At 63.0% G+C, this 25,451-nt stretch carries 22 protein-coding genes; 14 read left to right on the top strand and 8 right to left on the bottom strand.

What is annotated here, in order from left to right:
* Window positions 1-142 precede the first annotated feature (142 nt).
* Window positions 143-1,126, top strand: a complete 984-nt coding sequence (locus EZI54_RS01225) for an acyl-ACP desaturase (RefSeq protein ID WP_131478205.1) — start codon at window positions 143-145, stop codon at window positions 1,124-1,126.
* A gap of 121 nt (window positions 1,127-1,247) precedes the next feature.
* On the top strand, window positions 1,248-2,330 hold the full coding sequence (locus tag EZI54_RS01220) for an NAD(P)H-dependent flavin oxidoreductase (RefSeq protein WP_131478203.1): 1,083 nt from the start codon (window positions 1,248-1,250) through the stop codon (window positions 2,328-2,330).
* Here EZI54_RS01220 and EZI54_RS01215 read toward each other — a convergent pair.
* The gene (locus tag EZI54_RS01215) at window positions 2,313-3,203 is read right to left on the bottom strand and encodes a LysR substrate-binding domain-containing protein (protein ID WP_131478201.1); all 891 of its coding nucleotides are present in this window, start codon (window positions 3,201-3,203) and stop codon (window positions 2,313-2,315) included. The two genes, EZI54_RS01220 and EZI54_RS01215, sit on opposite strands and share 18 nt — an antisense overlap.
* Before the next feature lie 103 nt (window positions 3,204-3,306).
* Between EZI54_RS01215 and EZI54_RS01210 the strand changes: the two genes are divergently transcribed.
* Window positions 3,307-4,530 carry an MFS transporter gene (locus tag EZI54_RS01210; protein WP_131478200.1) on the top strand — a complete coding sequence of 408 codons (1,224 nt, stop codon included), beginning with the start codon at window positions 3,307-3,309 and terminating at the stop codon, window positions 4,528-4,530.
* A gap of 8 nt (window positions 4,531-4,538) precedes the next feature.
* Here the strand turns inward: EZI54_RS01210 and EZI54_RS01205 are convergent, their stop codons facing one another.
* Window positions 4,539-5,720, bottom strand: coding sequence for a BaiN/RdsA family NAD(P)/FAD-dependent oxidoreductase (locus EZI54_RS01205; protein ID WP_131478198.1), 1,182 nt, complete (start codon window positions 5,718-5,720; stop codon window positions 4,539-4,541).
* Window positions 5,721-5,845: 125 nt separating this feature from the next.
* Between EZI54_RS01205 and EZI54_RS01200 the strand changes: the two genes are divergently transcribed.
* The 3 genes from EZI54_RS01200 to EZI54_RS01190 all read left to right on the top strand — a co-directional run bounded on the left by EZI54_RS01200 (window position 5,846) and on the right by EZI54_RS01190 (window position 9,015).
* Window positions 5,846-6,787, top strand: a complete 942-nt coding sequence (locus tag EZI54_RS01200) for a pirin family protein (RefSeq protein ID WP_131478196.1) — start codon at window positions 5,846-5,848, stop codon at window positions 6,785-6,787.
* Window positions 6,788-6,949: 162 nt separating this feature from the next.
* Window positions 6,950-7,249: a hypothetical protein gene (locus EZI54_RS01195; RefSeq protein ID WP_131478194.1), complete on the top strand. Its 300-nt coding sequence runs from the start codon at window positions 6,950-6,952 to the stop codon at window positions 7,247-7,249.
* The gene (locus EZI54_RS01190) at window positions 7,249-9,015 is read left to right on the top strand and encodes a sensor domain-containing diguanylate cyclase (RefSeq protein ID WP_242674313.1); all 1,767 of its coding nucleotides are present in this window, start codon (window positions 7,249-7,251) and stop codon (window positions 9,013-9,015) included. The genes EZI54_RS01195 and EZI54_RS01190 overlap by 1 nt, the downstream gene beginning before the upstream one ends.
* 35 nt (window positions 9,016-9,050) lie before the next feature.
* Here the strand turns inward: EZI54_RS01190 and EZI54_RS01185 are convergent, their stop codons facing one another.
* Entirely contained in the window at window positions 9,051-9,860 is an 810-nt protein-coding gene (locus EZI54_RS01185; RefSeq protein ID WP_131478190.1) for a PhzF family phenazine biosynthesis protein, read from the bottom strand.
* The gene (locus EZI54_RS01180) at window positions 9,857-10,153 is read right to left on the bottom strand and encodes a hypothetical protein (RefSeq protein ID WP_131478188.1); all 297 of its coding nucleotides are present in this window, start codon (window positions 10,151-10,153) and stop codon (window positions 9,857-9,859) included. Before EZI54_RS01180 ends, EZI54_RS01185 begins: the two co-directional genes overlap by 4 nt.
* A 217-nt stretch (window positions 10,154-10,370) precedes the next feature.
* Between EZI54_RS01180 and EZI54_RS01175 the strand changes: the two genes are divergently transcribed.
* Both EZI54_RS01175 and EZI54_RS01170 read left to right on the top strand, forming a co-directional pair.
* Window positions 10,371-11,786, top strand: coding sequence for an aminotransferase-like domain-containing protein (locus EZI54_RS01175; protein WP_131478186.1), 1,416 nt, complete (start codon window positions 10,371-10,373; stop codon window positions 11,784-11,786).
* Between the two features lie 95 nt (window positions 11,787-11,881).
* Window positions 11,882-13,510, top strand: coding sequence for an acyl-CoA synthetase (locus EZI54_RS01170; protein ID WP_131478184.1), 1,629 nt, complete (start codon window positions 11,882-11,884; stop codon window positions 13,508-13,510).
* Here the strand turns inward: EZI54_RS01170 and EZI54_RS01165 are convergent.
* Window positions 13,500-14,237 (bottom strand): SGNH/GDSL hydrolase family protein, encoded by a 738-nt coding sequence (locus tag EZI54_RS01165; protein WP_131478182.1) that lies wholly within the window; start codon window positions 14,235-14,237, stop codon window positions 13,500-13,502. The two genes, EZI54_RS01170 and EZI54_RS01165, sit on opposite strands and share 11 nt — an antisense overlap.
* A gap of 19 nt (window positions 14,238-14,256) precedes the next feature.
* Complete coding sequence (locus EZI54_RS01160) at window positions 14,257-15,018, bottom strand: SDR family NAD(P)-dependent oxidoreductase (protein WP_131478180.1); 762 nt, start codon at window positions 15,016-15,018, stop codon at window positions 14,257-14,259.
* Window positions 15,019-15,315: 297 nt separating this feature from the next.
* Here EZI54_RS01160 and EZI54_RS01155 point away from each other — a divergent pair, with 297 nt between their 5' ends.
* The 4 genes from EZI54_RS01155 (at window position 15,316) to EZI54_RS01140 (ending at window position 19,360) form a co-directional block, all read left to right on the top strand.
* On the top strand, window positions 15,316-16,173 hold the full coding sequence (locus tag EZI54_RS01155) for a metal-dependent hydrolase (protein ID WP_131478178.1): 858 nt from the start codon (window positions 15,316-15,318) through the stop codon (window positions 16,171-16,173).
* 418 nt (window positions 16,174-16,591) lie between these two features.
* Window positions 16,592-17,542 (top strand): DegV family protein, encoded by a 951-nt coding sequence (locus EZI54_RS01150; RefSeq protein ID WP_131478176.1) that lies wholly within the window; start codon window positions 16,592-16,594, stop codon window positions 17,540-17,542.
* A 127-nt stretch (window positions 17,543-17,669) separates the two neighbouring features.
* On the top strand, window positions 17,670-18,701 hold the full coding sequence (locus EZI54_RS01145; protein WP_131478174.1) for a DUF445 domain-containing protein: 1,032 nt from the start codon (window positions 17,670-17,672) through the stop codon (window positions 18,699-18,701).
* Window positions 18,702-18,712: 11 nt separating this feature from the next.
* Window positions 18,713-19,360, top strand: coding sequence for a LysE family translocator (locus EZI54_RS01140; protein WP_131478172.1), 648 nt, complete (start codon window positions 18,713-18,715; stop codon window positions 19,358-19,360).
* 324 nt (window positions 19,361-19,684) lie between these two features.
* On the opposite strand, the gene fdxA is transcribed toward EZI54_RS01140, so the two are convergent.
* Together fdxA and mutS are read right to left on the bottom strand one after the other, a co-directional pair.
* Complete coding sequence (fdxA, locus tag EZI54_RS01135) at window positions 19,685-20,008, bottom strand: ferredoxin FdxA (RefSeq protein ID WP_131478170.1); 324 nt, start codon at window positions 20,006-20,008, stop codon at window positions 19,685-19,687.
* 197 nt (window positions 20,009-20,205) lie between these two features.
* Complete coding sequence (gene mutS, locus EZI54_RS01130) at window positions 20,206-22,818, bottom strand: DNA mismatch repair protein MutS (protein WP_131478168.1); 2,613 nt, start codon at window positions 22,816-22,818, stop codon at window positions 20,206-20,208.
* 241 nt (window positions 22,819-23,059) lie between these two features.
* On the opposite strand from mutS, the gene EZI54_RS01125 reads away from it, so the two are divergent.
* Both EZI54_RS01125 and EZI54_RS01120 read left to right on the top strand, forming a co-directional pair.
* Window positions 23,060-24,514 carry a circularly permuted type 2 ATP-grasp protein gene (locus EZI54_RS01125; protein ID WP_207389110.1) on the top strand — a complete coding sequence of 485 codons (1,455 nt, stop codon included), beginning with the start codon at window positions 23,060-23,062 and terminating at the stop codon, window positions 24,512-24,514.
* A 3-nt stretch (window positions 24,515-24,517) separates the two neighbouring features.
* A complete protein-coding gene (locus EZI54_RS01120) occupies window positions 24,518-25,450 on the top strand; it encodes an alpha-E domain-containing protein (protein WP_131478166.1) in 933 nt (310 codons plus the stop codon).
* Window position 25,451: the final 1 nt, after the last annotated feature.

Raw genomic sequence — 25,451 nt, 5'->3', positions numbered from 1 at the left:
TTGATGACATCCTCGATAAAGGCATAGCGAATAGTCTCGGTAGGATTGTCCGGGCCCGGACGGCAATGGTAATTTTAGAAAAACAATGTGTTTTGGCGGACGTGTGTACGCTGAACCGGGGTAACTGATAGGAGAAGACAGTATGACGGCATCGACTGAACTGAGTGAGAAGCGGGAGGTCCTGACGTCTCTGGAACCCCTTGTGGAAAAGCTGATGCAGCGCCATCTGGACGAGCGGCGGCTGTGGATGCCCAGCGAGTTCCTGCCATCCAGCGAGGGGATAACCGACGATCAGGAACAGTACCTGACGGATCTGCGTGAGCGGGCCCGGGGGCTGCCGGATCCGGTCCGGGTCTCGCTGGCGCTGAACCTGCTGACCGAAGAGGGGCTGCCGCACTTCCACCGGCTCATCGCCGTTCACCTGGGGCATGGCAACGCCTGGGAACGCTGGAATTTCCTCTGGACTGCCGAAGAGGACCGCCACGGCTGCGCGCTGCACGACTACGTCCGCGATACCCGCCTGTTCAACATGGAAGCCTTCGAGAAGCTCCAGTACCTGTACCTGGAGGCCGGTTTCGACCCCGAATGGCACGACGATCCCTACCAGTTGCTCGCCTACACCAGCCTGCAGGAGCGGGCCACCCAGGCCGCCCACGCCAACACCGGTAAGCTGGCCGCCAACTACGATCCGGTGATCCAGCGTATCCTGGGACACATCGCGGCGGATGAGTCACGGCACTTCCGGTTCTACCGGGATGCATTCTGTGGCCTGCTTGAGACTGACAGTACCCGGGCCATGCAGTCGGCACTCAAGGTGACGCCGCGACTGGCCATGCCGGGCCACAACATCGCCGGCTATGACGACATGGCCGACGTGGTGCATCGTGCGGGTATCTATGGGCCTCGCGACTACCGTAAGGTCGTCCAGCAGTGTCTCGACAGCTGGGGCATTGCCGACTTGGTACCCAGCGACGCAGCCGGCCGCGAGGCCCAGGACAAGCTGATGGCCGTGCCGGCCCGTCTCGATAAACTGGCCAGCCTGATTGAACGCCGTATGCGCAGCAAGAGCTTCAGCTTCGATTTCATCAACCGCCGCGTGATGGAATTCGAAATCGAAGTGGCTTGAGTTCTGCCGTCACATTCACCCGCTCTATTCCCGGAATAACACCCCCGGACTCCCACCCAGGAGTCCGGGGGTGTTATTTTTCAGGGAGTCCAACCGATGTTGAAAAGCAGGGAGGTGCAGTATGACGGATTTCAGCATGGCCATCGGGCGTGTGCGGATATCCCATCCGATCGTTCAGGCCCCGATGGCGGGCGTGTCCACGCCGGCGCTGGCCGCCGCGGTGTCCAATGCCGGCGGTCTGGGGTCGATCGGCATCGGTGCCAGCTCGGTGGACGCCGCCCGCCGGATGATTGAAGAGACCCACCGGCAGACCTCCCGCCCTTTCAATGTCAATGTCTTCTGCCACAAACCGGGACAGCCGGATGCGGAGCGGGAGTCGGCCTGGCTGGAGTATCTGATGCCCCTGTTCGAGGAGGTGGGCGCGGAGCCGCCGATCTCGCTGGCGTCTCCCTACCCCAGTTTTGTCGAGAACGAGGCCATGTTCGAGATGCTGCTGGAAGCCCAGCCTGCGGTGGTCAGTTTTCATTTCGGCCTGCCGCGCCAGGACTGGATCGATGCATTGCGTGCGTCCGGCATCACACTGATGGCCACGGCAACCTGCCTCGACGAGGCCTTCCAGATCCAGAAAGCCGGCCTGCACGGTATCGTGGCCCAGGGGCGTGAAGCGGGCGGGCACAGCGGTGTCTTTGATCCGGCCACCGGTGGCCCGGAGTTGGGAACGCTGCCCCTGGTGCGGCTGTTCAGCAATTATTGCCGACTCCCGGTCCTGGCAGCCGGCGGCATCATGGATGGCAGTGGCATCCGGGCCGCGTTGGACCTGGGAGCCGTCGGCGCTCAGATGGGAACCGCGTTTATCCTGTCGCCGGAGTCGTCGGCGGACGAGGCATATCGGGCCCGCTTCCGCGACGGTGCGGCCATTGAGACCCGCCTGACACCGGTGATTTCCGGCCGCCCCGCCCGGGGCTTTGTCGATCGCTGGTTCGAGGACGTGGATTCGGCCGCGGCGATCGGCATCATGCCGGATTACCCCATTGCCTACGTCGCCGGCAAGGCGCTGAAGGCCGCCGCCAGGCAGGCCGGGCAGCACGACTTCGATGCCTGCTGGGCGGGGCAGGGCGCGCCACTGGCGCGATCCCTCCCGGCCGGAGATCTGGTGCAGCGTTTGATGGAAGAGCTGAAGATCGCTTCAGCGGTGGGGCGCTGACGACAGCCGGAAGTGCTCAAGAATCCACTGTTTGACCGTCGTGGCCACGGCGCTCAGCGGTGCCTGGCGGTTGTGCACCAGAAACAGGTGGCGCCGTGCCGGCAAGGTGGTTTCGAAAACCGGGCCAAGCCGGCCCGCTTCCAGCGCCGGCGCGCCCAGTATCTGATCCGTCAGCCAGACCCCCAGGTGACTTTCTGCCGCCTGTAGCGCCAGCGTGGAATGATCCGAATAGAGGTTGTCCAGTGGCCGACCCGTCAGGCCCGCCTGCTGGATCATGCGCTGCCAGTCCTGGTGCAGGTGATCGTGCAGGAGCGTGCAGCCATCCAGGTTGCCCGTTGCCAGCCCGGGGTGCTGCGAGCGGTATTCCGGGCTGCACACCGCCATCACTTCCAGGTTGCCCAGACCAGTGCAGTCGAAACGCTGATCCGCCTCCGGCAGGTAGCGGATGGCCAGATCGTGGTCGCTGCCGTCTAGTGTCGACAACAGCGACGAGGCATGCAGCTGTAACTCGATGTCCGGATGCACCTCCCGGAATGCCTTCAGTTGTGGACCGAAGCGGATCATCGCGAACCCGGGGGGTAGGGTCAGGCGGACCGTCCGGGTGCGGTTGATGCGCTGCATGGAGACGGTAACGCCAAGCAGTTCCGATAATAACGGGTAGACACGACGGTAGTACGAGCTGCCCGCCTCCGTCAGCGTGACCTGGCGCGCACCGCGCAGGAACAGCGGCAGCCCCAGCCAGTCCTCCAGGGCTTTGACCTGTTGGCTGATGGCGCCGGGCGTCACCGACAGTTCGTCCGCGGCCTGCTTGAAACTCAGCGAGTGGGCGGCCACGCAAAAATAATGCAGCGCCTTCAGGGGTGGCTGGCTCATGGTTTAGGTAATCTCATTCATGGGCTCAATAAATATGGTTTGTCCGCCTTTTGGCTCCTGTTGAGAATAGCTGAGTTGCTTCTCAAACTGAATGGAGTGCGCCATGTCGTCCGCCCGCTTGAGCCCCTCGGCCTGGATCATCCTGATCGCGGCCTCCCTGATGCTGATGTTTGCCTTTGGCTTTCGGGCCAGCTTCGGCCTGTTCGTGCAGCCCATGTCCGAGGCCAATCAGTGGGGGCGGGATGTGATCGGCCTGGCCCTGGCAATCCAGAACCTCGCCTGGGGCATCCTTGCCGTGGTGGCAGGCGGTCTCGCGGACCGCTTTGGCAACACCAAAGTGCTGGTTGCCGGGGCCCTGCTCTACGCCCTGGGCCTGTGGCTGACCGCCGGCGTCGACTCGGTCTGGACCCTGCAGGTGGGCGCCGGATTCCTGGTGGGGGCCGGTATTGCCGGTACCGGCTTCGGCATAGTCCTGCCGCTGATGGCCAAGGCGGTCAGCGAGGAGGACCGCCAGTGGGTGCTCGGCGTGGGTACCGCGGCCGGTTCCATGGGCCAGTTCCTGATCGTGCCGCTGGCGCAGCAGTTTATCGATGTATTCGGCTGGACCGGCGCGCTGAACGTGATGTCGCTGATGGCGCTGGGGATGATTGTCCTGGTCATGCCGCTGGCCCGGCTGGTGCGGCCCCAGGCGGTCCCGGTCTCATCGGCGGTGGAGGAATCCTTCGCCGATACGGTGGGCCTGGCGCGTGGGCACCTGTCCTACTGGTTGCTGACGCTGGGCTTCTTCGTCTGCGGTTTTCACCTGGCGTTCATCACCGTGCATTTTCCGGGGTACCTCACCGACAACGGCTTTGATCCGGATGTGGCGGCCTGGTCCATCGCCCTGATCGGGCTGTGCAATGTGGTGGGGGCGATGGTGTCCGGCTACCTCTCCGGGCGGGTCTCGATGAAGCGGGTGTTGATGTTTATCTACATTTCCCGTGGAATCGTGACCGTGGCGTTGCTGGTCCTGCCGCTGTCGTTGACGTCCGTACTCACATTCAGTTGCCTGACCGGCTTTCTCTGGCTGGCCACGGTGCCACCGACGACGGGCCTGGTGGCGACCATGTTCGGCACCCGCTACATGGCCACTCTCTATGGTGTCGTGTTCCTGGGGCACCAGATGGGCAGCTTCACCGGCGTCTGGCTGGGCGGCTGGATCTACGAACACACCGGCCACTACGATGCCGTCTGGTGGACCAGCGTGGTGTTGAGTCTCGTGGCCGTGGCACTGCACTGGCCGATCCGGGAGCAGCGAGTTGGCCACCTGGTGCCGGCGACGGCCTGAGACCAGCCTCAGGCCTCGTTACCGGCCGCCACGCCGGACGCCCATGCCCACTGGAAGTTATGCCCGCCCAGGTGCCCGGTCACGTCCACCACTTCGCCGATGAAGAACAGGTTGGGGCGGTCGTTAACGGCCATGGTCCTTGACGACAGCTGGCGGGTGTCGACGCCACCTAAAGTGACCTCGGCGGTGCGGTAACCCTCAGTGCCCGCCGGCTTGATGGTCCAGCGATTGAGTGTCCGTCCAGCCGCGTCGATATCCGCGTTCCTGAAGCCCTGCAGCGGTCCATGCCAACCCTGGAGGTCGTTGAAGGCCTGGGCAAACCGCTTCGGCAACTGCGTGTTCAGATATTGGGCAACCGTGGATTGGGGCTTATCACGACGCAGCCGGGCCAGGCTCTCCTGTGCGTTCTCCCCGGGCAGTAGGTCAATCTCGAGGGTGTCGCCCGGTTGCCAGAAGCTGGAGATCTGGAGCATCGACGGCCCGCTCAGGCCGCGATGGGTTACGAGCATGGGCTCGCGGAAGTGCTCGCCGTTGCAGTGCACGTCCACCGGGCAGCTGATGCCGGACAGCGGCGCGAGCTGCTCTTTCAGTTCCGGGTGCAGGGTAAAGGGCACCAGCCCGGCCCGGGTGGGCAGCACTTCCAGACCGAACTGCCGGGCGATCTCATAGCCGAAACCGGTCGCACCGAGGGTGGGAATCGACAGTCCGCCGCAGGCTATGATCAGCGATTCGCATTCCAGCGTGCCGGCACTGGTCCGGACCTGGTAGCCGCTGGCCTGTTCGCGAATCCCGGTCACCTGGGTCTTGAGCCGGATTTCCGCGCCCGCCCATTCACATTCGATCAGCAGCAGGTTGAGAATATCCTTGCTGCTGTCCCGGCAGAACAGCTGTCCCGCCGCCTTTTCCTCGTGTTCGATGCCGTGCCGGTCGACCAGCTCCAGGAAATCCTGTGGCGTGTAGCGCTTCAGCGCGGAAATGCCGTAATGCGGGTTGGCCGACAGGAAGTTGGCTGGCGTGCTGTTCAGGTTGGTGAAATTGCAGCGCCCACCCCCGGACATCAGGATTTTCTTGCCGGGCTTGTTGGCGTGGTCGATGACCAGGACGCGGCGGCCGCGGTAACCGGCGGTGGCGGCACTCATCAGACCGGCGGCACCGGCACCAATAACGATGACGTCGTAGGTTTGGGGCATAGGGGCTTGCGGATCAGGTCGGGGAATTGAAGCGGCCGATTATACGTTTATTTTCCAACGGGGTCCTTTCCTGTGCACTCTGGCTATAATGAAGGTAAAGAGGCCCTGACGGTAAAGGAGTGGTCATGACCAATACCGATCCCCATCCGGAGCTCTCGTCCTCCCGGGATTGCCCCACTATCGACGGTCGGCGGCAAGTGCAGCGGGTTCGTGCCCGGATCACGGAGGTGGGCGGCATCCCGGTGGCCCGCTCGGTGCCCACGCGGGAACGACGGACCATCGGGGCTTGGTGCTTCCTCGATCACATCGGCCCCACCCGGTTGGCTGCCGATGAGCCGGGTATGCGGATCGGTCCCCACCCGCATACCGGTCTGCAGACCTTCACCTGGATGATTGCCGGCGAGATCCTGCACCGGGACAGCCTGGGCTCGGAGCAGGTGGTGCGTCCCGGGGAGGTCAACCTCATGACGGCCGGGCAGGGCATTGCCCATTCCGAGGAGTCCATTGGCGATTCGGACAGGCTGCACGCCGTGCAACTCTGGATTGCCCTGCCGTATGCCGACCGTGAGACCGAGCCCCGTTTCGATCATTATCCCTACCTGCCCCGCTGGCGGGAGCAGGGCGCTGATTTCACCCTGCTGACCGGCCATTTCCGCGAGCACAACGCACCTACCCTGGCCTATTCGCCGTTGATCGGCATGGATCTGACGCATCCCTCCGGAGGCCCGGTGACGATTCCGTTGCGTCCGGACTATGAATATGGGCTGTTGCCCCTGGAGGGGGTATTTGCCTGTGAGGGAGAGAACTACGACGTCAACGAACTGGCCTACTTTGGAACCGGGCGATCCGAGGTGGTGTTCGAGGCGCCCCCGGGCGGCCGGGCGTTGCTGCTGGGGGGCGAGCCGCTTAATGACGAGCTGTTGATGTGGTGGAACTTTGTCGGCTACTCCCGGGCGGAAATCGCCGAGGCCCAGCGTGACTGGGAGGCGGGCAGCGATCGCTTCGGTGACATACCGCAGTTTGACGGGCCGCGCCTGTCTCCTCCGCCTATCCCCTGGAAGGTTTAACCATTGAACGACACGTCCCCTGGATATGAATACTCAGACTTTTAACGGGAGGGACTTACCCATAATAAAAAGAAATGTAAATTAATATGTGTAAAAAATGGTCACTCTGCGTAACCGCCTTTATAATCTTCGCGGCAATATCCGATGGTGGTGGAGTGGGTCGTGTTACAGATTGCAGTCGCGCTGGTCCTGGTCTGCGTGCCGGCATGGGGCTGGGCGCTTTCCGCCGCGTTTATTAATTCGGGGCATCATGATGAAGCCTTCTGGGTCGATGCGTCCCGCAGCATGCAGTCGACCGCGCGCGCCATGTTCCCCCTGTTTTCATCTGCCAAGGCTCAGCGCTGTCTGTCCGTCTTCGGGACGGAAGGGGTACCCGCGCTGGATTTCCGGCCTTTCAGCAAAGCGCTGAGTCCGGCTCTCGACCGTTACGACTGTGAACCCGCCCGAGGACTGGAATCGTGATGCGCATTATTGTCCGTCCTTTCCACTCCCTCGCCAGTAGGGTGCTGCGCAACGTCGTAGCCGCCGCGGGCGCCTTTGCGATCGTGGTTGGCATTTTCTACTGCTACCACGCCTACCACAAGGAACTGGGGCGGGTTGAGGCGCTGACGACGTCCTTCGCCACCGGCTATGTCCCCATGTTGACGGTTGGCATCTGGGACATCGAGGCGGAGGCCCAGCAGCAGGTGGACCTGATTGCCAGCCATCCGGAAATCGCCTCCGCACGGGTGGCGGCTGCAACCGGGATGGCGGTCAGCGCAGGTGAAGCTGTCCATGGGCGCGGGCCTGATCGCCGCATCGCCATTCATCACCCCAAGAACAGCGATGAAACCCTGGGCGAGCTGGATATCTGGTACGACCAGCGTTACATCAACCAGACCATCATCGAGTCGGTGGTGACCAGTTTTCTCGAGTTCGTGCTGTTTGCCCTGATGGTCAGCCTGATCACATACCGCATTATCTTCGCCCGCCTGAACAAACCGTTGCGGGCCATCGCCGACTACAGTCGCCAGCTTACCCCGGGGCGCCGCAATCCGCCGCTGGAGCTGGAGCGCACCCGTCATCGCTGGGAAGATGAGATCGACCTCATGGTGGAGGGTTTCAACACCCTGCGTGACGGGATTGCCCGCTTCAGCGAAGAACGTGATCAGGCGATCCGGGCCCTGAGCGAGGAGCGGGATCAACTGGACGAGCGGGTGCGTCGGCGCACCGAGGAAGTGTCGAACATCAACGCCGCCCTGGAGTTCCTGTCGCGCCTTTCGGTCAAGTTGATCGATGTGCCCACGGCCGGGCAGTCCCAGGCTATCCGCGATGCATTATCGGAGAGCGCCGAGCGCCTGGGATCCACCGCCGGCGGGATTGCCGTCGCGCCTGCGGACGGCGACTGGACCTGGCGCTACCAGTGGACCGGCACCCGCGGGGAGCTGCCGGATGTCGAGGTACTGGCGCGGGCCAAGTGGTACCCGGGATGGTATGTGGGCGCGGCGACCTGGTCGCAGGGGGATACCATCTGTTCCGTGCAGATGGAGGGTGAGCGCTACCTGCTGTTGTTCCGCGAGCCTGCCAATCGGCTGTACACGCCCCTGGAAGAGCGTCTGATCCGGCTTCTGGCCGAAGTCCTGTTCAAGGTTATCGAGCGCTGGCAGCGGCAGCGACAGCTGGAGAAAAGTCAGCGTGAACTGTATCGCCTGTCGCGAACCGATCCGCTGACCGGCCTGGCCAACCGGCGCTATTTCAAGGAAGTCCGGGAGCAGGAAGGTCGCCGCGTGCAACGCAGTGGAGAGCCGATTTCCGTGCTGATGATCGATGTGGATTACTTCAAGGCCTACAACGATCACTACGGGCATTCCGGGGGAGATCGCTGCCTGGTGCGTCTGGCCGAAGTATTCCGCCAGCAGTGTTCGCGGGCGGGGGAGCTGTCGGTGCGCCTGGGCGGGGAAGAGTTTGCCATCCTGCTGCCGGGCATTGACCCCGACGACACACGGGTGCTGGCGGATCGGGTCCGTAAGGCGGTGTTTGACCTGGCCATTCCACATGAGGGCTCGCCGCTGGGATGGGTCACGGTCAGTATCGGTTGTGCCACCTGGTTCGGTGATTTTGGCGCCGGCTCGATGGATGCCGTGTTTGACCGCATCATGCGGGATGCCGACCATGCCCTGTACCGGGCCAAGGAAGGGGGGCGCAATCGTGTGGAGGGTGCCGCCCCGCTGACGCTCATCGATGGCTGAACGCCCCGGGGCGGTGGGCTGACGGCGGTACGGGTTTACGGTAGCTGTACGGTGCCGGTCAGGAAGGGGATCGCCTGGCCGGCAATACGAACACGGTCGCCGTCCAGTTCGCAGCGCAGCTCCCCGCCCCGGGCCGAGACCTGGCGGGCGACAAGCCGGTCTCGGCCCAGCCGTTCTGCCCAATAGGGTGTCAGTACGCTGTGGATCGAGCCGGTCACCGGATCCTCATCGATGCCGTCGGCAGGGCAGAAGTAACGGCTGACGAAATCGCAGTCCTCACCCGGGGCCGTGACGATCAGGCCGCCCCGTTCCAGTGCCTTCAGGGCGCGCAGGTCCGGATTCAGCGCCCGGACGGCGGCCTCGTTGTCCAGTACGATCATGTGATTGGCGTCGTTATTGACCAGGAAGGCCTGCTCGGGGGCTTCCGGTACTCCGCGACGGATGACTTCCGGTGTCGGGACCGGTTCATAGGGCAGGTTGGGGAAGTCCAGTTCCAGCCAGCCATCCGACATGCGGCGCACGCCCAGCGGACCGCTCAGGGAGCGGAAGTGCACGGTGTCGCCTAGCCAGTCCAGGCGGTTGAAGATGACCCAGGCCGAGGCCAGCGTAGCGTGGCCGCACAGCGGCACTTCGGTCCCCGGGGTGAACCAGCGAATATGGAAATCCGCGTCACTGCCCGCGGGCTCGCGCACCAGGAAGGCGGTTTCCGACAGGTTGTTTTCCAGCGCCAGCGATTGCAGCAGCGCGTCGTCCAGCCAGCCCGCCAGCGGCATGACCGCTGCGGGATTCCCGCTGAAGGGGCGGCTGGCAAAGGCGTCCACCTGGTAGAGGGGCAGTTCGGTCACGGGCAGGTCTCCTTGGGTTGTTGGTCAGAGAGTGCCACAGGGGCACGGTTTGGGCGATAGCGTTGTGCGAACGCGGCAAGCTCGGCCTCACCATACAGGTGGATGCGTTGTTCGCCCCGACTCAGAATCCAGTGGTCAGCCGACTGGCGGCAGGGGACAAAGCCGGCCTCGATCAGCGAATGCCGGGCGGCAGCCAGGTCCATGGCAGACAGCGATCCGGAGCCGTTGTCCAGATCCAGCAGGTCGTTGCGATGACGCCCGGGAAGGGGGCGGGGGTAGCGGGATGTCAGCATGGCTGTGCTCCTTTCCTTGAGTCCGGTAACCATTCTCCCGGGCCAGGACTCACCGTCACAGATTCAGGCAGGCTATAATTGCACCGGTACAGGGTGCGGCTGGTTTCAACTGTACCGGTCGATTGACTGAACAACTGTGCTGCCGGCGAAGGCGGTATTTCTGGGAGCATGGGTAAAAGGAAAAATGCCCGTGTGGGCCTGTTCAGGGAGTGCCACCATGACTGTCCTCTATGCCAAGCTGGCCGATCAGATCCAGCAACTGATCAGTGACGGCGTCTACCGCGATGGTGAACGCCTGCCCGGCGTGCGGGTACTCAGCCGCCAGTTTGGCGTCAGTATTTCCACGGTTCTCCAGGCGCACCAGACGCTGGAGAGTCGCGGCTACCTGGAGGCCCGCGAGCGCAGCGGCTACTACGCCAGGGTTCCCTGCAAGGACGCGCCGATTCCTATCATGCAGCGTCCCAAGTCCCGGCCGGCTCCGGTCACGGCGCGGGATATGGCGCTGGATCTGTGTACGGTCGAGCGCAAGCACATGGTGGCGTTGGGCGCCGCCGTGCCGCATGCCGACTATGTGCCGCTGCGCCAGATCCAGCATGCGACGCTCTGGGCCGCCCGGCAGGGGTTGGAAGCCCTGGACTATGCCTTTCCCGGCAAGGACGTGTTCCGGCGCCAGATCGCCCAGCGCATGACCAACCTCGGCGTGGTGACCACCCATGAGGACATCATCGCCACCAATGGGGCCCAGGAAGCGATCATCCTGGCACTGCGCGCGGTGACCCAGCCCGGCGACATCGTAGCGGTGGAGTCGCCGTCGTTTCCGGGCATCCTCCAGGCCCTGGAGGTGGTCGGTCTGCGCGCGCTGGAAATACCCACCCACCCACTGGAGGGCATGAGTCTCGAAGGCCTGGAGCTGGCCCTGGAGCAGTGGCCCATCAAGGCTTGTGTGGTGGTGGCCAACCACAGCAACCCGCTGGGCGTACGCATGCCGGACAGCCAGAAAAAACGGCTGGTGGACCTGCTGGCGGAGCGCAGCGTGCCCATGATCGAGGACGATATCTACGGCGACCTGCCGTTCGAGGGCGAGCGGCCACGACCGGCCAAGTCGTTCGACACCACCGGCAACGTGATCTATTGCAGCTCGTTCTCCAAGACCATCTCGCCGGGCCTGCGGCTGGGCTGGGTGGTGCCGGGGCCACGTTTTGCCGAGATCAGCCAGCAGAAGTACTTCAACAACATGGCGACGGCGAGCATCCCCCAACTGGCGGTAGCCCATTTCCTGGAGCAGGGCGGTTACGACCGCTATCTGCGGACCGCCCGCCAGCGCTACAAGGAAGCGACGGAACGGCTGCGGGCCGCCGTGGTCCGCGAATTTCCGGAAGGAACGGCGGTCAGCCGGCCCATGGGCGGGTTCGTGCTCTGGGTGCAATTGCCGCACGGGGCCTCCGGCACGACCATCTATCACGAGGCGCGGGAAAGGAGCATCAACATCGCGCCCGGGCGGATGTTCTCGACCACAGACAAGTATGAGGACTATATCCGCCTGAACTGTGCCAACCCATGGAGCGAGCGGATCGAGTGGGCCATCCGGACACTCGGCGAGCTGGTGGCCTCGCAGGTTCGGCGCGCCGCCTGAAGACGCGCGTGGCGCCCGGGAAAGGTTGGTGATATCTGGCCGTTTGGTTCTACACTGGTGGAACCAATAACACCAAACTTTCCCGGGGGCGTCCCATGCCGTCGATCTACGAGGAGGGCCTTGGGCCCGTTAACGCCAACTACGACAACCTGACGCCGATCGACTTCATCGCCCGCACGGCCCGGGTCTATCCCGAATACACGGCCGTCATTAACGGCAAGACCCGGTACACCTGGGGGCAAACCTACGAACGCTGCTGCCGGCTGGCATCGGCGCTGGCCAAGCACGGTATTCGCCGGGGCGATACCGTGGCGGCCATGCTCCCCAACATTCCCCAGATGCTCGAGTGTCATTTCGGCGTCCCCATGAGTGGTGCGGTACTCAATGCCCTGAACATCCGGCTGGATGCCGAGCTGATCGCCTTCATGCTCAAGCACGCCGAGGTCAAAGTCCTGTTGGTCGATCGTGAATTCGGTCCGGTCATCAAGGATGCCGTCTCCAGGCTGGATAACCCGCCGCTGATCATCGATGTGAACGATCCGGAATACGGCGAAGGGGAAGCGGTCAGCGATCTCGACTACGAAGACGTCATCGCCGATGGCGACCCGGAGTACAGCTGGCAGCCACCGCCCGACGAATGGGACGCCGTTTCACTGAACTACACCTCAGGCACTACCGGTAATCCCAAGGGCGTGGTCTATCACCACCGCGGTGCCTACCTCAATGCCCTGGGCAACTCGGAGGTCTGGTCCATGGGCATGCACCCGGTCTACCTGTGGACGCTGCCGATGTTCCACTGCAACGGCTGGTGCTTCCCCTGGACCGTCACGGCGGTGGCGGGCACCCACGTCTGCCTGCGCAAGGTGGATCCGGAAAAGATCCTGCGGTTGATCGAGGAGCACGGCGTGACCCACCTGTGCGGCGCCCCCATCGTCCTCAACGGCCTGCTCAACGTGCCAAAGGAAAAGCGCACCACCATCGGTCACCCGGTCAATGCCATGACCGCCGGTGCGGCGCCGCCGGCCAAGGTCATCGGGGCCATCGAGGAAATGGGTATCCGCATCACGCACGTCTACGGGTTGACCGAGAGCTATGGGCCGGTCACCGTCTGCGCCTGGAAGTCCCGCTGGGACGATCTGCCCCTGGACGACCGGGCTGACATGAAAGCCCGCCAGGGCGTTCGTTATCCGACCCTGGCCGGCATGGTGGTGGGGGATCCGGAGAGCATGGAACCGGTGCCGAAAGACGGCAAGACCATGGGTGAGATCTTCCTGCGCGGCAACACCATCATGAAGGGTTACCTGAAGAACCCGGATGCCACCGAGGCGGCCTTCCGCGGTGGCTGGTTCCACACCGGCGACCTGGGCGTCTGCCATGAAGACGGCTACGTGGAGATCAAGGACCGGCTCAAGGACATCATCATCTCCGGCGGCGAGAACATCTCCACCATCGAGGTGGAAGACGCGCTCTACCGCCACCCGGCCGTGCTGGAAGCGGCGGTGGTGGCGCGGCCGGACGAGAAATGGGGCGAAACCCCCTGCGCCTTCGTCACACTCAAGGCGGACGCCGGCGACGTCACCGAAGAGGAGATCATCCGCTTCTGCCGCGAGAAGCTGGCCCACTACAAGGTACCCAAGACGGTGGTCTTCCAGGAACTGCCGAAAACCTCCACCGGCAAGATCCAGAAGTTCGTGCTGCGGGACACGGCCAAGTCTATAAAGTGATCGATGGCGGCGTGGTCTGTCTGTCCCGGAGCCGGCTGCGCACCAGCGACCGGACCTCATTCGCCCAGACCCGGTAACCTTCCGGGCCCGGGTGGAAACCATCACGGGCCATCACCGCCGGGTCGTTCTCGAACAGCACGCTGACCCGCGTGACATCGCGCCGGCCGCGTAGCAACGGCCCCAGCCCGTTGTTGAATTCCCGCGCCCGTCTGCCCAGGTACCAGCGCAGCGGCTGGGGCAGGGCGGGAAAGTGGTCCATCGGCGGCACGTCGGTGAACAGGATCAGCGCCGGCCGATAGCGATCCCGCAAGCGTTCGAGCAACTGGCCCACCTTTCCGAGCCACGAGGCCGCACTTACCGAAGACGTCACATCATTCACTCCGATGGAGATCAGGATCGCGTCCGGCTCGAAAGCGGGCAGCGGGTCGTTGGGCGGCAGGTAGTCGTCGATCCGTCGGCCGGTCAGGGCTTCCAGATGCCAGTGGACCCGATAGTGATCGCCCAGCTTGCGGCTGACCTGGCCGGCCAGCGCCTCGTCCTGGGTTGGGGCCCCGACCCCGGCTGCGGCCGAGTCGCCAATGATCAGCAGGCGCAGGTCGGGGCCATCGCCGCAGATGCCCTCGCGCGCGCCATCGGGTTCCGGCAGTCGCGGTGTACGGGCCCGAACCCAGCGACCTTCGACAATCAGGGCGGGGGCCAGTGGCAGCAAAAGGAGTCGGTGCAGCACAGTCGTGGCTCCTGTCTCGTCAGACGGTGGTCATGCGAAGCGCCCCATCCAGCCGGATGGTTTCGCCGTTCAGCATCGGGTTTTCGATGATCTGTCCGACCAGGCGGGCGAACTCGTCGGGGTAACCAAACCGCGGGGGAAAAGGGATACTGGCGGCCTGATTCGCTTTCGCCTCTATCGGCAAACGGGCCACCATCGGGGTCGTGAACGGGCCCGGCGCGATGGCGTTGACCCGGATGCCGTAGTCCGCCAGTTCCCGCGCGGCGGGGAGTGTCAACGAGATCACGGCGCCCTTGGAGGCTGCGTAGGCGCTCTGTCCGACCTGGCCTTCGTAGGCGGCTATGGAGGCGGTGTTGATGATCACCCCCCGCTCGCCATCGGCATTGTGTTCGCGGTCCTTCATCGCCTCGGCCGCCAGCCGGAGGCTGTTGAAGGTGCCGAACAGGTTGGTGTCGATGACCCGCCGGAAACGCTCCATTGTGGCTGCCCGCCCCTTACGGATGATTTTCTCCGCTGTGGCAATACCGGCGCAGTTCACCAGGATCGAGGGTGCGCCCAGGATCTCGACAATCTGTCGAAAGGCTGCCTCCGTGGCCTCGTCGTCGCGGACATCGCATTCAATCGCCAGCCCGCCGATGTCGGCCGCCACGGACTGGCCTCGGGCCGACTGCAGGTCCACTATCGCAACCCGGGCCCCGAGCCTTGCGAGACGTCGCGCCGTCGCCTCGCCCAGACCAGAGGCTCCCCCCGTAATGACGGCCACCGTTCCCTTGATGTCCATGCGTGCGCCTCTCCAGCTGTCCCTGATTCTTGTGATTTTATAAACGCCTGATTCTGCACGGCGCCGCGAAAGGCCGCAACGCTGCTTTTGGGGCGAGAACCCCGAAGGGGAGAACGCGCTGGCCTGATCGGACTGCCAATCGACTGTGTAGGGCTGTGCAATCACTGATCGCTGCGCTATGCTCGGAATATTGATTGAAGCGATCGCTTTAATTTGAGAGTTATCGAATAAACCTGAACCTCAAGGCGTCGGACGGTTCTAGAGACAATAAGAACAAGACAACCGATGGAGGTGTCTATGTCAGCCAGTTCCACACCGGCCGGTATCCGCGTCGAGCCGCGGCATATCCGCTTTGATGTGCAGCAGGAGTTACGCACCCTGTGGCATGGCAACAGCCTGTTCCGAACCGCGTTTTTCAACGCGCTGTCGCTCCAGTTCCCGGATGGCGAAGAGCAGTTCATCCATTCGGTGCGGCTCTACCGCGACCGCATTGAAGACCCCAAACTGAAGCAGGAAGTGCGTGGTTTCATTGGCCAGGAAGCGCTGCATGGCCGCGAACACCGGGCCTACAACGAGGGCCTGAAGGCGCGCGGCTACGACATCGACGCGATCGATGCCCGTTTCCAGAAGCACACAAGGTGGGTGAAAAAGCTGCCGCCGTCGCGTCAGTTGGCCGGTACCTGTGGCGCTGAGCATTACACGGCGGTGCTGGCCAATGCGATCCTCGGCCACCCCGAGTGGATGGCGGGGGCCACGCCGCAGATGCGGGCCCTGTGGCGCTGGCACGCCATCGAGGAAACCGAACACAAGTCCGTGGCCTTTGACGTGTATCGGCAATGCGTCGGCGACGAGCGGTTGCGCAAGGTGGTTTTCCTGTTCGTCACCTACAACTTCTTCAAGTTCACCTTCCTGAACACCTGCAGCATCCTGAAGTCCGAAGGAAAACTCTGGAGTCCGCGGGTCTGGCTGGAGGGTCTCAACTTCCTCTGGGGCAGGCCGGGCATCCTGCGCCGGTGCCTGCCGGATTTCCTGGCCTATTTCCGTACCGGGTTTCACCCCTGGGACCAGGACAACCGCGACCTGCTGCAACGGAATCTGCAAGAACTGGATGCGGTCTATAACCCGAGCGAGCGTAGTGCCCGAAAGAGCGCCTGAGAACGCCGCCCAGTTTGCAAGAGTTTACTGAAATGCCCTCCAGACTGTGCTATTCCTCTGGTCATGGCGCATCTTTAGGGTGCGCCCCACACTATAAGCATAAGAAGCATCATCGCCGTGCTCCGGCAAGATGAAGCAAGTGGAGATCAAGTGTCCTTCAATATAAGTTCGCAGCGTTTCAGCGTGCCATACGAAGCTCCTGGCAAGGCGCGGCTCGCAGGTCATGGCCGTCGCCCTTACCAAGAGTTGCAACGCCGCCAGGGGCTTCGTATGGCACGCCCTTCGGGAGCCAGTATCCGACACCACGACGGTGTTGCGCCCCTTGGCAATAGAACCACTATTCCCGGCGGAGCGCGCCTTGTTGTAGCGTCGGATACTGGCTCTGAAATGCTGCGAACTTATATTGAGGGACACTAGCATGCGAGTTGGTCTGATCGTTGACTCAGCCTGTGATTTGCCGTTCGAGTTTTCCCGCAGGAACAACCTGTTCATCCTGCCCGTGACGGCCCGTATCGATGGCCAGACTTATGTTGATGACCATGACCCGGTCAAGACAGCGGAGTTCTATGACAGCGGTCTGTTGCAGAAAGGGCATCATGCCGAAACCGAGGCCTACAGCGCCGGACAGATCCACGACCTGTTCCTGAATGAGATCGTCACCCAATACGACGTCGCCTTCTGCGAGACGGTGACCCGATCCCGAAGCCGGATTTTCCAGAACGCGACCGAGGCCATGAACAGTGTCATGGCGCATTACCACGATGCCCGTGAAGCCGCCGGTCGCGAGGGCAAGTTTTCCATGCGGGTCATCGACAGCAAGCAGATCTTTGCTGGCCAGGGGCTCCTGGCGGCCCACACCCTGCGGCTGATCGACCAGAAGCTGTCCAAGAATGCCCTGCGCCAGCAGGTGGAGGACTTCACCGACCAGATTTTCACGGCGGTCATTCCCCGGGACCTGCACTATATCCGCGAACGGGCTCGCCGCCGTGGCGACAAGAGCGTGTCCGCGGTCGTGGCGTTCTTGGGTAAGGCCCTGAACATTACGCCAGTCCTGTTTGGTAAAGGGGCGGAAGGCAAGCCGGTGGCCAAGACCCGAAACTTCGATGCGGCGGTTGAAAAGGTGATGAACTACGCCGTCGGCCGGATCGAGGCGGGGCTGCTGACGCCCTATGTGTCGCTCTCGTGCGGGCTGTCGTGGGAGGAGATCGAAGCCTTGCCGGGACTCGACCAGCTTCGCGAGACCTGCGCCCGGCACAACGTGGAATTGCTGCTGTCGCAGATGGGGATCACCAGCAGTATCTATATCGGTCCTGGAAGCCTGTGCCTGTCACTGGCTGCCGAGGAACACGACTTTTCCGATCACCAGTAATCGGCGCTTGCCCGATTTGCGCGTTCATCTGGCCTGCAGGGCGAATCCTGCAGGCGCCTTCCGCATGCTACCCTGCCGTCATTGTTCATCCTGAGCCCCGCACGGGCAAACCAAGAGCTGACCGACTATGGCCAAGGCATCCGATTCTCTGGCAGATCAACTGCTGGAGCTGCACATCAAGCACGAGCTCAGTGCCCTCAAAGGCGCCAAACTGCGGCGCTTTATCGCCAACGAAGTCGATGAACTGTTCGGTCTGGCCGGGCAGGTGACCCTGCGCCAGGCGGTGAGCGAGGATCAGATCCTCGGCGTGATCCGGCGTCTGGTCGTGGACATGGATATCGATGGGGGGATTCCGGAGCTGGCCGGGGAAATGGCGAGCCAGGTGCTTTCGGCGCCGGTGCAGTCCACCACCCGCCTGCGGGATATTCTCAGCCGCGAGCAGGCCGCGGCGTTCGTGGAAGAGTTCCTGGAGCTGCGCGAACACCGCGAGCGCCTGATCGGCGAGGTGATGGCCCACCCGGTCTACCAGGAGCTGGTGTCGAACATCGTCTACCACGGGCTGGTGAATTACCTGTACGAGGACAACCTGATTTCACGCAATGTGCCGGGCGTCGGGTCGATGATGAAGTTCGGCAAGCGGGTCGCCAACCGGGCCGTGCCGGGCATCGACGAAGCCTTCGAGAAGCGGATCAAGACTTATCTGAGCGACAACCTGCCGGCCCTGCTGGTCCGCAGCGAACAGTTCCTGCTCAAGGCGCTGTCGGATGACGAGTTGCGGGACACGGTGATGGCTGCCTGGAACGGCGTCGAGGAACACACGCTGGCCGAACTGCAGGCCGGTCTGGGGGACATCGAGCTGCAGGAATTCGTGGTGCTGGGCTATGAATTCTGGCTGGAATTCCGCAGGACGCCGTTCTTTGAGGGGTGCTACACCGCCGTGGTGGCGCACCTGTTCGAGAAGTACGGCGATGTGCCGCTGATCGAGCTGCTGTCGGACGTCGGCGTGACAACCGACGTGGTCATGGCGGAAGTGGATGCCTTCGTGCCGCCCTTACTCGACCTGCTGCGCCAGGAGGGGTATCTTGAGGCTCTATTGCGTCGTCGCCTGGCACCATTCTATCGGTCGGCGGCGGTCAAGAAGGCTCTTGCTGACGACTAACGGAGTGTGCCATGCCGAGTGCAGACCTGTTCTGGGCATACCTGATTGCCATATCACTGCTGACGGTGACGCCCGGGGTGGATACCCTGCTGGTGATGCGCAATACCGCACGAGGTGGTTTGCGGGATGGCGTCGTGACCAGTCTGGGGATCTGCAGCGGCCTGTTCGTCCACGCGACGCTGTCGGCGGTGGGGATTTCCCTGATCCTGGTGCAGACCGCCTGGGCGTTTACGGCGGTGAAGTGGCTGGGCGCGCTCTACCTGATCTGGTTGGGGCTGAGCAGTCTGCGCCAGGCCTGGCGCACGTCCGGCTCCGGGTCGCCCATGCCGGCGGTGTCGGGTGTGGGAGAGGGCGGTTATCGCCTGTCCCGCTCGTTGCGTGAAGGGGTCCTGTCCAACGTCCTCAATCCCAAGACAGCCCTATTCTATATGGCCTTCCTGCCGCAGTTCATCGATCCCCAGGGCGCGGCCTTCACCCAGTCCATCCTGCTGGCGTCGGTGCACTTCGTGCTGGCCATGATCTGGCAGGCGCTGGTGGCGGTGATGATCCTCAAGTCCCGGCGCTGGGGCGCCAAGCCGCGCCTGAAGCGATTGATGCATGGGCTGACCGGCGGAGTGTTCGTGGCCTTGGGCACGCGGTTGGCGTTGACCCAGCCTTAACTTGTGTCACCCATGTTCCCGGTTTGCACACTTAATGCCTCTCTCCCCTGGCGGGAGAGAGGTTTGGAGAGAGGGGGACGAGGCGTAAGTCTCGCCAGGATTAACTGGCCGTTTAGGGCGTCTGACGGCGTCTCCCCCTCTCCCCGGCCCTCTCCCGCCAGGGGAGAGGGAGACGGTTATCCGACACTGGGAACGCTGAAATGTCGCTGTGCCTTCTAAAGCATCTGCTGATTATTCTTTACTCCGGCGTGTGAACCGCAGGGTGGCACAAACAAAAAAGGGAGCCCGACAGGCTCCCTTTTCTTATCGACCGTATAGCCGGCCTTATTTTTCCAGATACTGCAGCTTGTCCGGCTTGCCGTCCCACTCGGCCGCGTCGGGCAGGGGATCTTTCTTCTCGGTGATGTTCGGCCACTTGCTGCACAGGTCGGCGTTGAGTTCGACGAACGGCTCCTGACCGGCCGGCAATTCGTCTTCGGAGAAGATCGCTTCAGCCGGACACTCTGGTTCACACAGGGCGCAGTCGATGCACTCGTCCGGGTCGATGACCAGGAAGTTCGGGCCTTCGTAGAAGCAGTCTACCGGGCAGACTTCCACACAGTCGGTGTATTTGCACTTGATGCAGTTATCGGTAACGACAAATGCCATGGTTATATCCCTGGTTTCTCAGTCTGTCTCATCAGTCGGCGAAGCCCGAAGTGCGTCACCGGTCAGTTTATGCGGCTTTCAGGACCGTCCACTGAGCTTAATGTTGTTGCGAGGCGGGTATTGTAGGGAGCGTCCCGCCAACTGGCAAGCTCGGGCCTGCCGTCCGACAAGGCCCTTTTATTATAACCTTATGTACGTCAGGAACTTTCCAACAGGTCCTTCAGTTCATAAAGACGGTTCATCGCTTCGCGCGGTGTCAGCCCGTCCAGATCCAGTTTATCGAGCGCCTTTTCCACGGCGCTGGGCTCGAATCCGGAAAACATGTCGCCCTGCATCGTCGTCGGTTGTGCCGGCTCGGCCACCCTGGTTGGCGCTTTCGCCGGGGCCGGTCGGGTGGGAGACTCGGTACCTTCCAGTCGATGCAGTTGGTGTTTGGCGTTGTCGATGACGTCCTGCGGGACACCGGCCAGTTTGGCCACCTGCAGTCCGTAGCTCTGGCTGGCGGGCCCTTCGTGGACGTTATGCAGGAACACGATGCTGTCGTCGTGCTCAGTGGCGGTGAGGTGGACGTTGACCGCGTGGCGCAGCTGATCGGCCAGCTGCGTCAGCTCGAAGTAGTGGGTGGCGAACAGGGTATAGCAACGCACGTTCTGCGCCAGCTGTTCGGCGGTGGCCCAGGCCAGTGACAGGCCGTCGAAGGTGCTGGTCCCGCGGCCGATCTCGTCCATCAGCACGAGGCTGTTTTCGGTGGCGTTGTGCAGGATGTTGGCGGTTTCGGTCATTTCCACCATGAACGTGGAGCGGCCGCCGGCGATGTCGTCGGACGAGCCCATGCGGGTAAAGATCCGGTCCACCGGCCCGACAATGGCCCGATCGGCCGGGACGAAACTGCCGGTATAGGCCAGCAGCGCGATCAGGGCCGCCTGACGCATGTAGGTCGACTTACCGCCCATGTTCGGACCCGTGATCACCAGCATGCGGCGTTCGTTGTCGATCAGCAGGTCGTTGGGCACGAAGGGCTCGCTGAGGAGTTGCTCCACCACCGGGTGGCGGCCCGCGGCGATATCCAGGCCCGGTTCACTGCTAAATTCCGGCGGATTCAGCCGCAGCGTCGTGGCGCGTTCGGCAAAGTTGCTCAGGACATCCAATTCGGCCAGCGCCTGGGCGGTGTCCTGCAATGGCGCCAGCTGTTCGGCCAGGTTTTCCAGCAGGGCGTCGTAGAGGCCTTTTTCCCGCGCCAATGCGCGGCTCTTGGCGCTCAGGGCCTTGTCTTCGAATTCCTTCAGCTCCGGCGTGATAAAGCGCTCGGCGTTCTTCAGGGTCTGGCGACGGATGTAATCTACCGGCGCCTGGTCCGACTGGGCCCGGCTGATTTCGATGTAGTAGCCGTGCACCCGGTTATAGCCGACTTTCAGGGTGCTGATGCCGGTGCGCTCTTTCTCGCGGGTTTCCACGTCCAGCAGGTACTGGCCGGCGTTCTCGCTGATGTTGCGCAGGTCGTCCAGTTCGTCGTCGTAACCCTCGGCGATTACGCCGCCGTCCCGGATCACCACGGGCGGGTTCTCAATGATGGCGCGGCTCAGCAGGTCGGCCAGTTCCGGATAGGTGCTGACCGTCTCGCTCAGTTGTTTGACGTGTTCGGACGCTATGGCGCCCAGGACAGACTGCAATTCCGGCAACAAACCGAAGGCATCCCGCAGACGTGCCAGGTCGCGGGGCCGTGCCGAGCGTAGGGCCACGCGGGAGAGGATGCGCTCGATGTCACCGACCGACTTCAGCAGATCGTGCAGCGGCTCGTAGTGGAAACCGTCCAGCAGGGCCGATACCGCGCCCTGACGCTCGCGTACGGTCTGGATATCCCGCAGCGGGCGATTCAGCCAGCGGCGGATCAGGCGGCCGCCCATGGCGGTAGCGGTGCGGTCCATGACCCAGGCCAGGGTGTACTGGGTACCACCGGTCAGGTTCATGTCGATTTCCAGGTTGCGGCGGCTGGCCGCGTCCAGGATCACCGCATCCTCACGCCGCTCGCGGGACAGTTTGCGGATATGGGGAAGCGCCGTGCGTTGGGTTTCTTTGGCGTATTGCAGCAGGCAGCCTGCGGCCGAAATGGCCAGCGACAGGTCTTCGCAGCCGAAACCGGTCAGGTCCCGAACCTGCAACTGCTGGGTGAGGGTGCGCTGGGCCGAATCCCGCTCGAACAGCCAGGGTCCCTGGCGCCGGATGCCGGTAAACCCTTCCAGCAGGTCCTCGAAGGGGAAATCCTCGCTGATCAGTATTTCCGCAGGGCGCAGCCGCTGGAGTTCGCCCTGCAGGGATTCGGTGCCGGCCAGCTCGGAGACGGAAAAACGGCCGCTGGAGATATCCAGGGTGGCCAGTCCGAAGTCTTCCCGGTGGCTGAAAATGGCCACCAGCAGATTGTCGCGCCGGTCTTCCAGGAAGGCCTCGTCGCTGAGCGTGCCCGGGGTGACGATCCGGACTACCTTACGTTCCACCGGCCCTTTGCTCGTCGCCGGATCGCCGATCTGCTCGCAGATGGCGATGGACTGGCCCGCACGCACCAGGCGGGCGATGTAGTTCTCGGCCGAGTGGTAGGGGACGCCGGCCATGGGAATCGGCTGCCCGCCTGACTGGCCCCGCGCCGTCAGGGTGATGTCGAGGAATTCAGCCGCCTTTTTGGCGTCGTCGTAGAACAGCTCGTAGAAGTCCCCCATGCGATAGAACACCAGTTCATTCGGGTGTTCCACCTTGATCTTGAGGTACTGCTGCATCATCGGGGTGTGCTTGGTGAGCTCGGTCGGCGCGACTGACATTCGGCATCCATACGTTCAGGAAGTGGGCGGAAGAGGGGAATTGTAAGGAAATCCGCGGATCGATGAAATGCGAATGAGTCGCTTTGGCCGGAGACCGCTTCACTCCGTTTTTTGCGGCTATGCTTAAAGGGACCAATCCAAGCTAAAACCGCGCTGTGATGTGGCACCGGCTTTGCTGGTCAGTCTCCGTTGATTCCCGGAGATAAAGCCGCAAAAGACCCCAGCAGGGAGCCTGACCGTTATGTCAGAAGTGATTGCACTGGACCCTTATCGCCCATACCCGGGCTGCTATGACGAACTGGTGGATGGCAATGGTGTCGCCCGCCCGCAGGCGCTTTCCGTGGCCCGCTTCATCATGCAGAACGGAGCCGAGGAACTGGCCCGACGCCAGGCCGAGCTGGACCGGACCATCTCGGCCATGGGCGTGTCTTTCACGGTCTATTCCGACAGCCAGAATATCGACCGGGCCTGGCCGCTGGACGTGGTTCCACGGACCATCGCCGCTTCCGACTGGCAGCGCACCAGCGATGGCCTGAAGCAGCGGTTGCAGGCCCTGAACCTGTTCATCAATGATCTCTACAACGACCAGAAAATCCTGAAAGACGGCATTGTGCCCAGTGAACTGGTGCTGAAATCGAAAAACTTCCTCGCACCATGCCAGGGCTTCGAACCGGCTTATAAGGTCTGGGCGAACATCTGCGGCACCGATCTGGTGCGCGACGGCGAGGGTAACTTCCTGGTTCTGGAGGACAATCTGCGGGTCCCGTCCGGCGTGTCGTACATGCTGGAGAACCGCACGGTCATGAAGCGGGTGTTCCCCGAGCTGTTTGCCAAGTCCACCATCGGGCCGGTCGACGACTACCCGGCGCAGCTCTGGAACATGCTGGCATCGCTGTCGCCCCAGGATGAGGAGACGCCCCGGGTGGTGGTGCTGACCCCCGGTATCTACAATTCCGCCTACTTCGAGCACAGCTTCCTGGCCCAGCAGATGGGTTGCCCGTTGGCGGAAAACAACGACCTCTACGTGGACGATGATCGGGTCTACCTGCGTACCCTGCACGGTCCGCAGCGTGTGGACGTAATCTACCGGCGCATCGACGACACCTTTATCGATCCCCAGGTGTTCCGCAAGGATTCGGCGCTGGGGATTCCGGGCCTGATCGGCGCCTGGAGAGCCGGCAACGTGGCGATCGCCAACGCGCCGGGCTCGGGGGTGGCGGACGACAAGGTGATCTATGCGTTCGTGCCCGAGATCATCCGCTACTACCTGAAGCAGGATCCGCTGATCGACAACGTGCCCACCTACCTGTGCATGGACGACAAGGAGAGGGATCACGTGCTGGCCAACCTGGACAAACTGGTGGTCAAGCCGGCCAACGAGTCGGGCGGCTACGGCATCCTGATCGGGCCGCGGGCCACGGACGAGGAACGCGCCCAGTGCGCGGCAGCGATCCGCGAGAATCCGCGCAACTTTATCGCCCAGCCCACACTCAACCTGTCCACGGCGCCGACGCTCTGTGACGACCTGCTGGAGCCCCGTCACCTCGACCTGCGCCCGTTCATCCTGCAGGGGGAGTCGCTGTATTGCACCAACGGCGGTCTGAGCCGCGTCGCGTTGCGCCGTGGATCCCTGGTGGTGAATTCCTCCCAGGGCGGCGGCAGCAAGGACACCTGGATCATCAATCACGGGAGCTGAGTCATGCTGGCACGTGTTGCAGAAAACGTATACTGGATGGGGCGCTACCTGGAGCGGATGGACGACACCGCGCGCCTGATCAATGCCACCACCCACATGCTGATCGACTCCCACGAGGGCACCCGCTTCAGTTGGCCGGTCCTGATCGACGTGCTGGGTGAAGACACCGAGGGCTTCGTGCAGGAAGGCAGTTCCAGCGAACTGGGTGTCATGCACTACCTGATTGTGGCCGAAGACAGCGCCGCCTCCATCCGCCACGCCTGTACCCAGGTCCGGAACAACGCCCGCTGCGTACGGGAGGTGATCCCGCGGGAGTTCTGGGAGGGGATCAACTCCCTGCACCTGTTCGTGCAGTCCGAGTGCAAGCTGGCCTCCAGCCGGGCCAAGCGCTACAACCTGATGGCAGAAGTCATCCGGCGCTGTCAGGCGGTGATCGGCGTCATGGATGGCACCATGCTGCGGGACGACACCTATGGCCTGTTCAACATCGGCCGCCACCTGGAACGGGCGGACATGACCACCCGCATTATGGACGTGTTGATCCTGCAGCAACTGGCGCCCGCCGCCGGCCGCCAGACCCGGCGGCAATTCGAATGGAGCTCGCTGCTCAACGCGATGGGCGCGGTGGAATCCTACCGCCGTTACTTCACCGAAGAGCCGGGGGAGACCGACGTGACGGATTTCCTGCTCACCTACGGACCATTCCCCCGGTCGGTGGCCTCCTGCCTGGAGAAGATCGAACGCTCGGCCCGTTGGCTGCCCCGGTCTGAAGGTGTGCTAAAAACTATTGGAAATATCCGGAACGCGCTAGACTCTGAACCGCTGCATTCACTTAACACGCTGGGCATGCATAAGCTGATCGATGACGTCCAGGCGGGCCTGATTGACCTGCACGGCGCGCTGATTTCGGAGTCGCTGCAAGCGCCCGCTGCCTGAA

Source organism: Marinobacter halodurans, from assembly GCF_004327985.1.
In the GTDB taxonomy this organism is placed as follows: domain Bacteria; phylum Pseudomonadota; class Gammaproteobacteria; order Pseudomonadales; family Oleiphilaceae; genus Marinobacter_A; species Marinobacter_A halodurans.
This window is presented reverse-complemented; position numbering and strand designations above follow the sequence as displayed.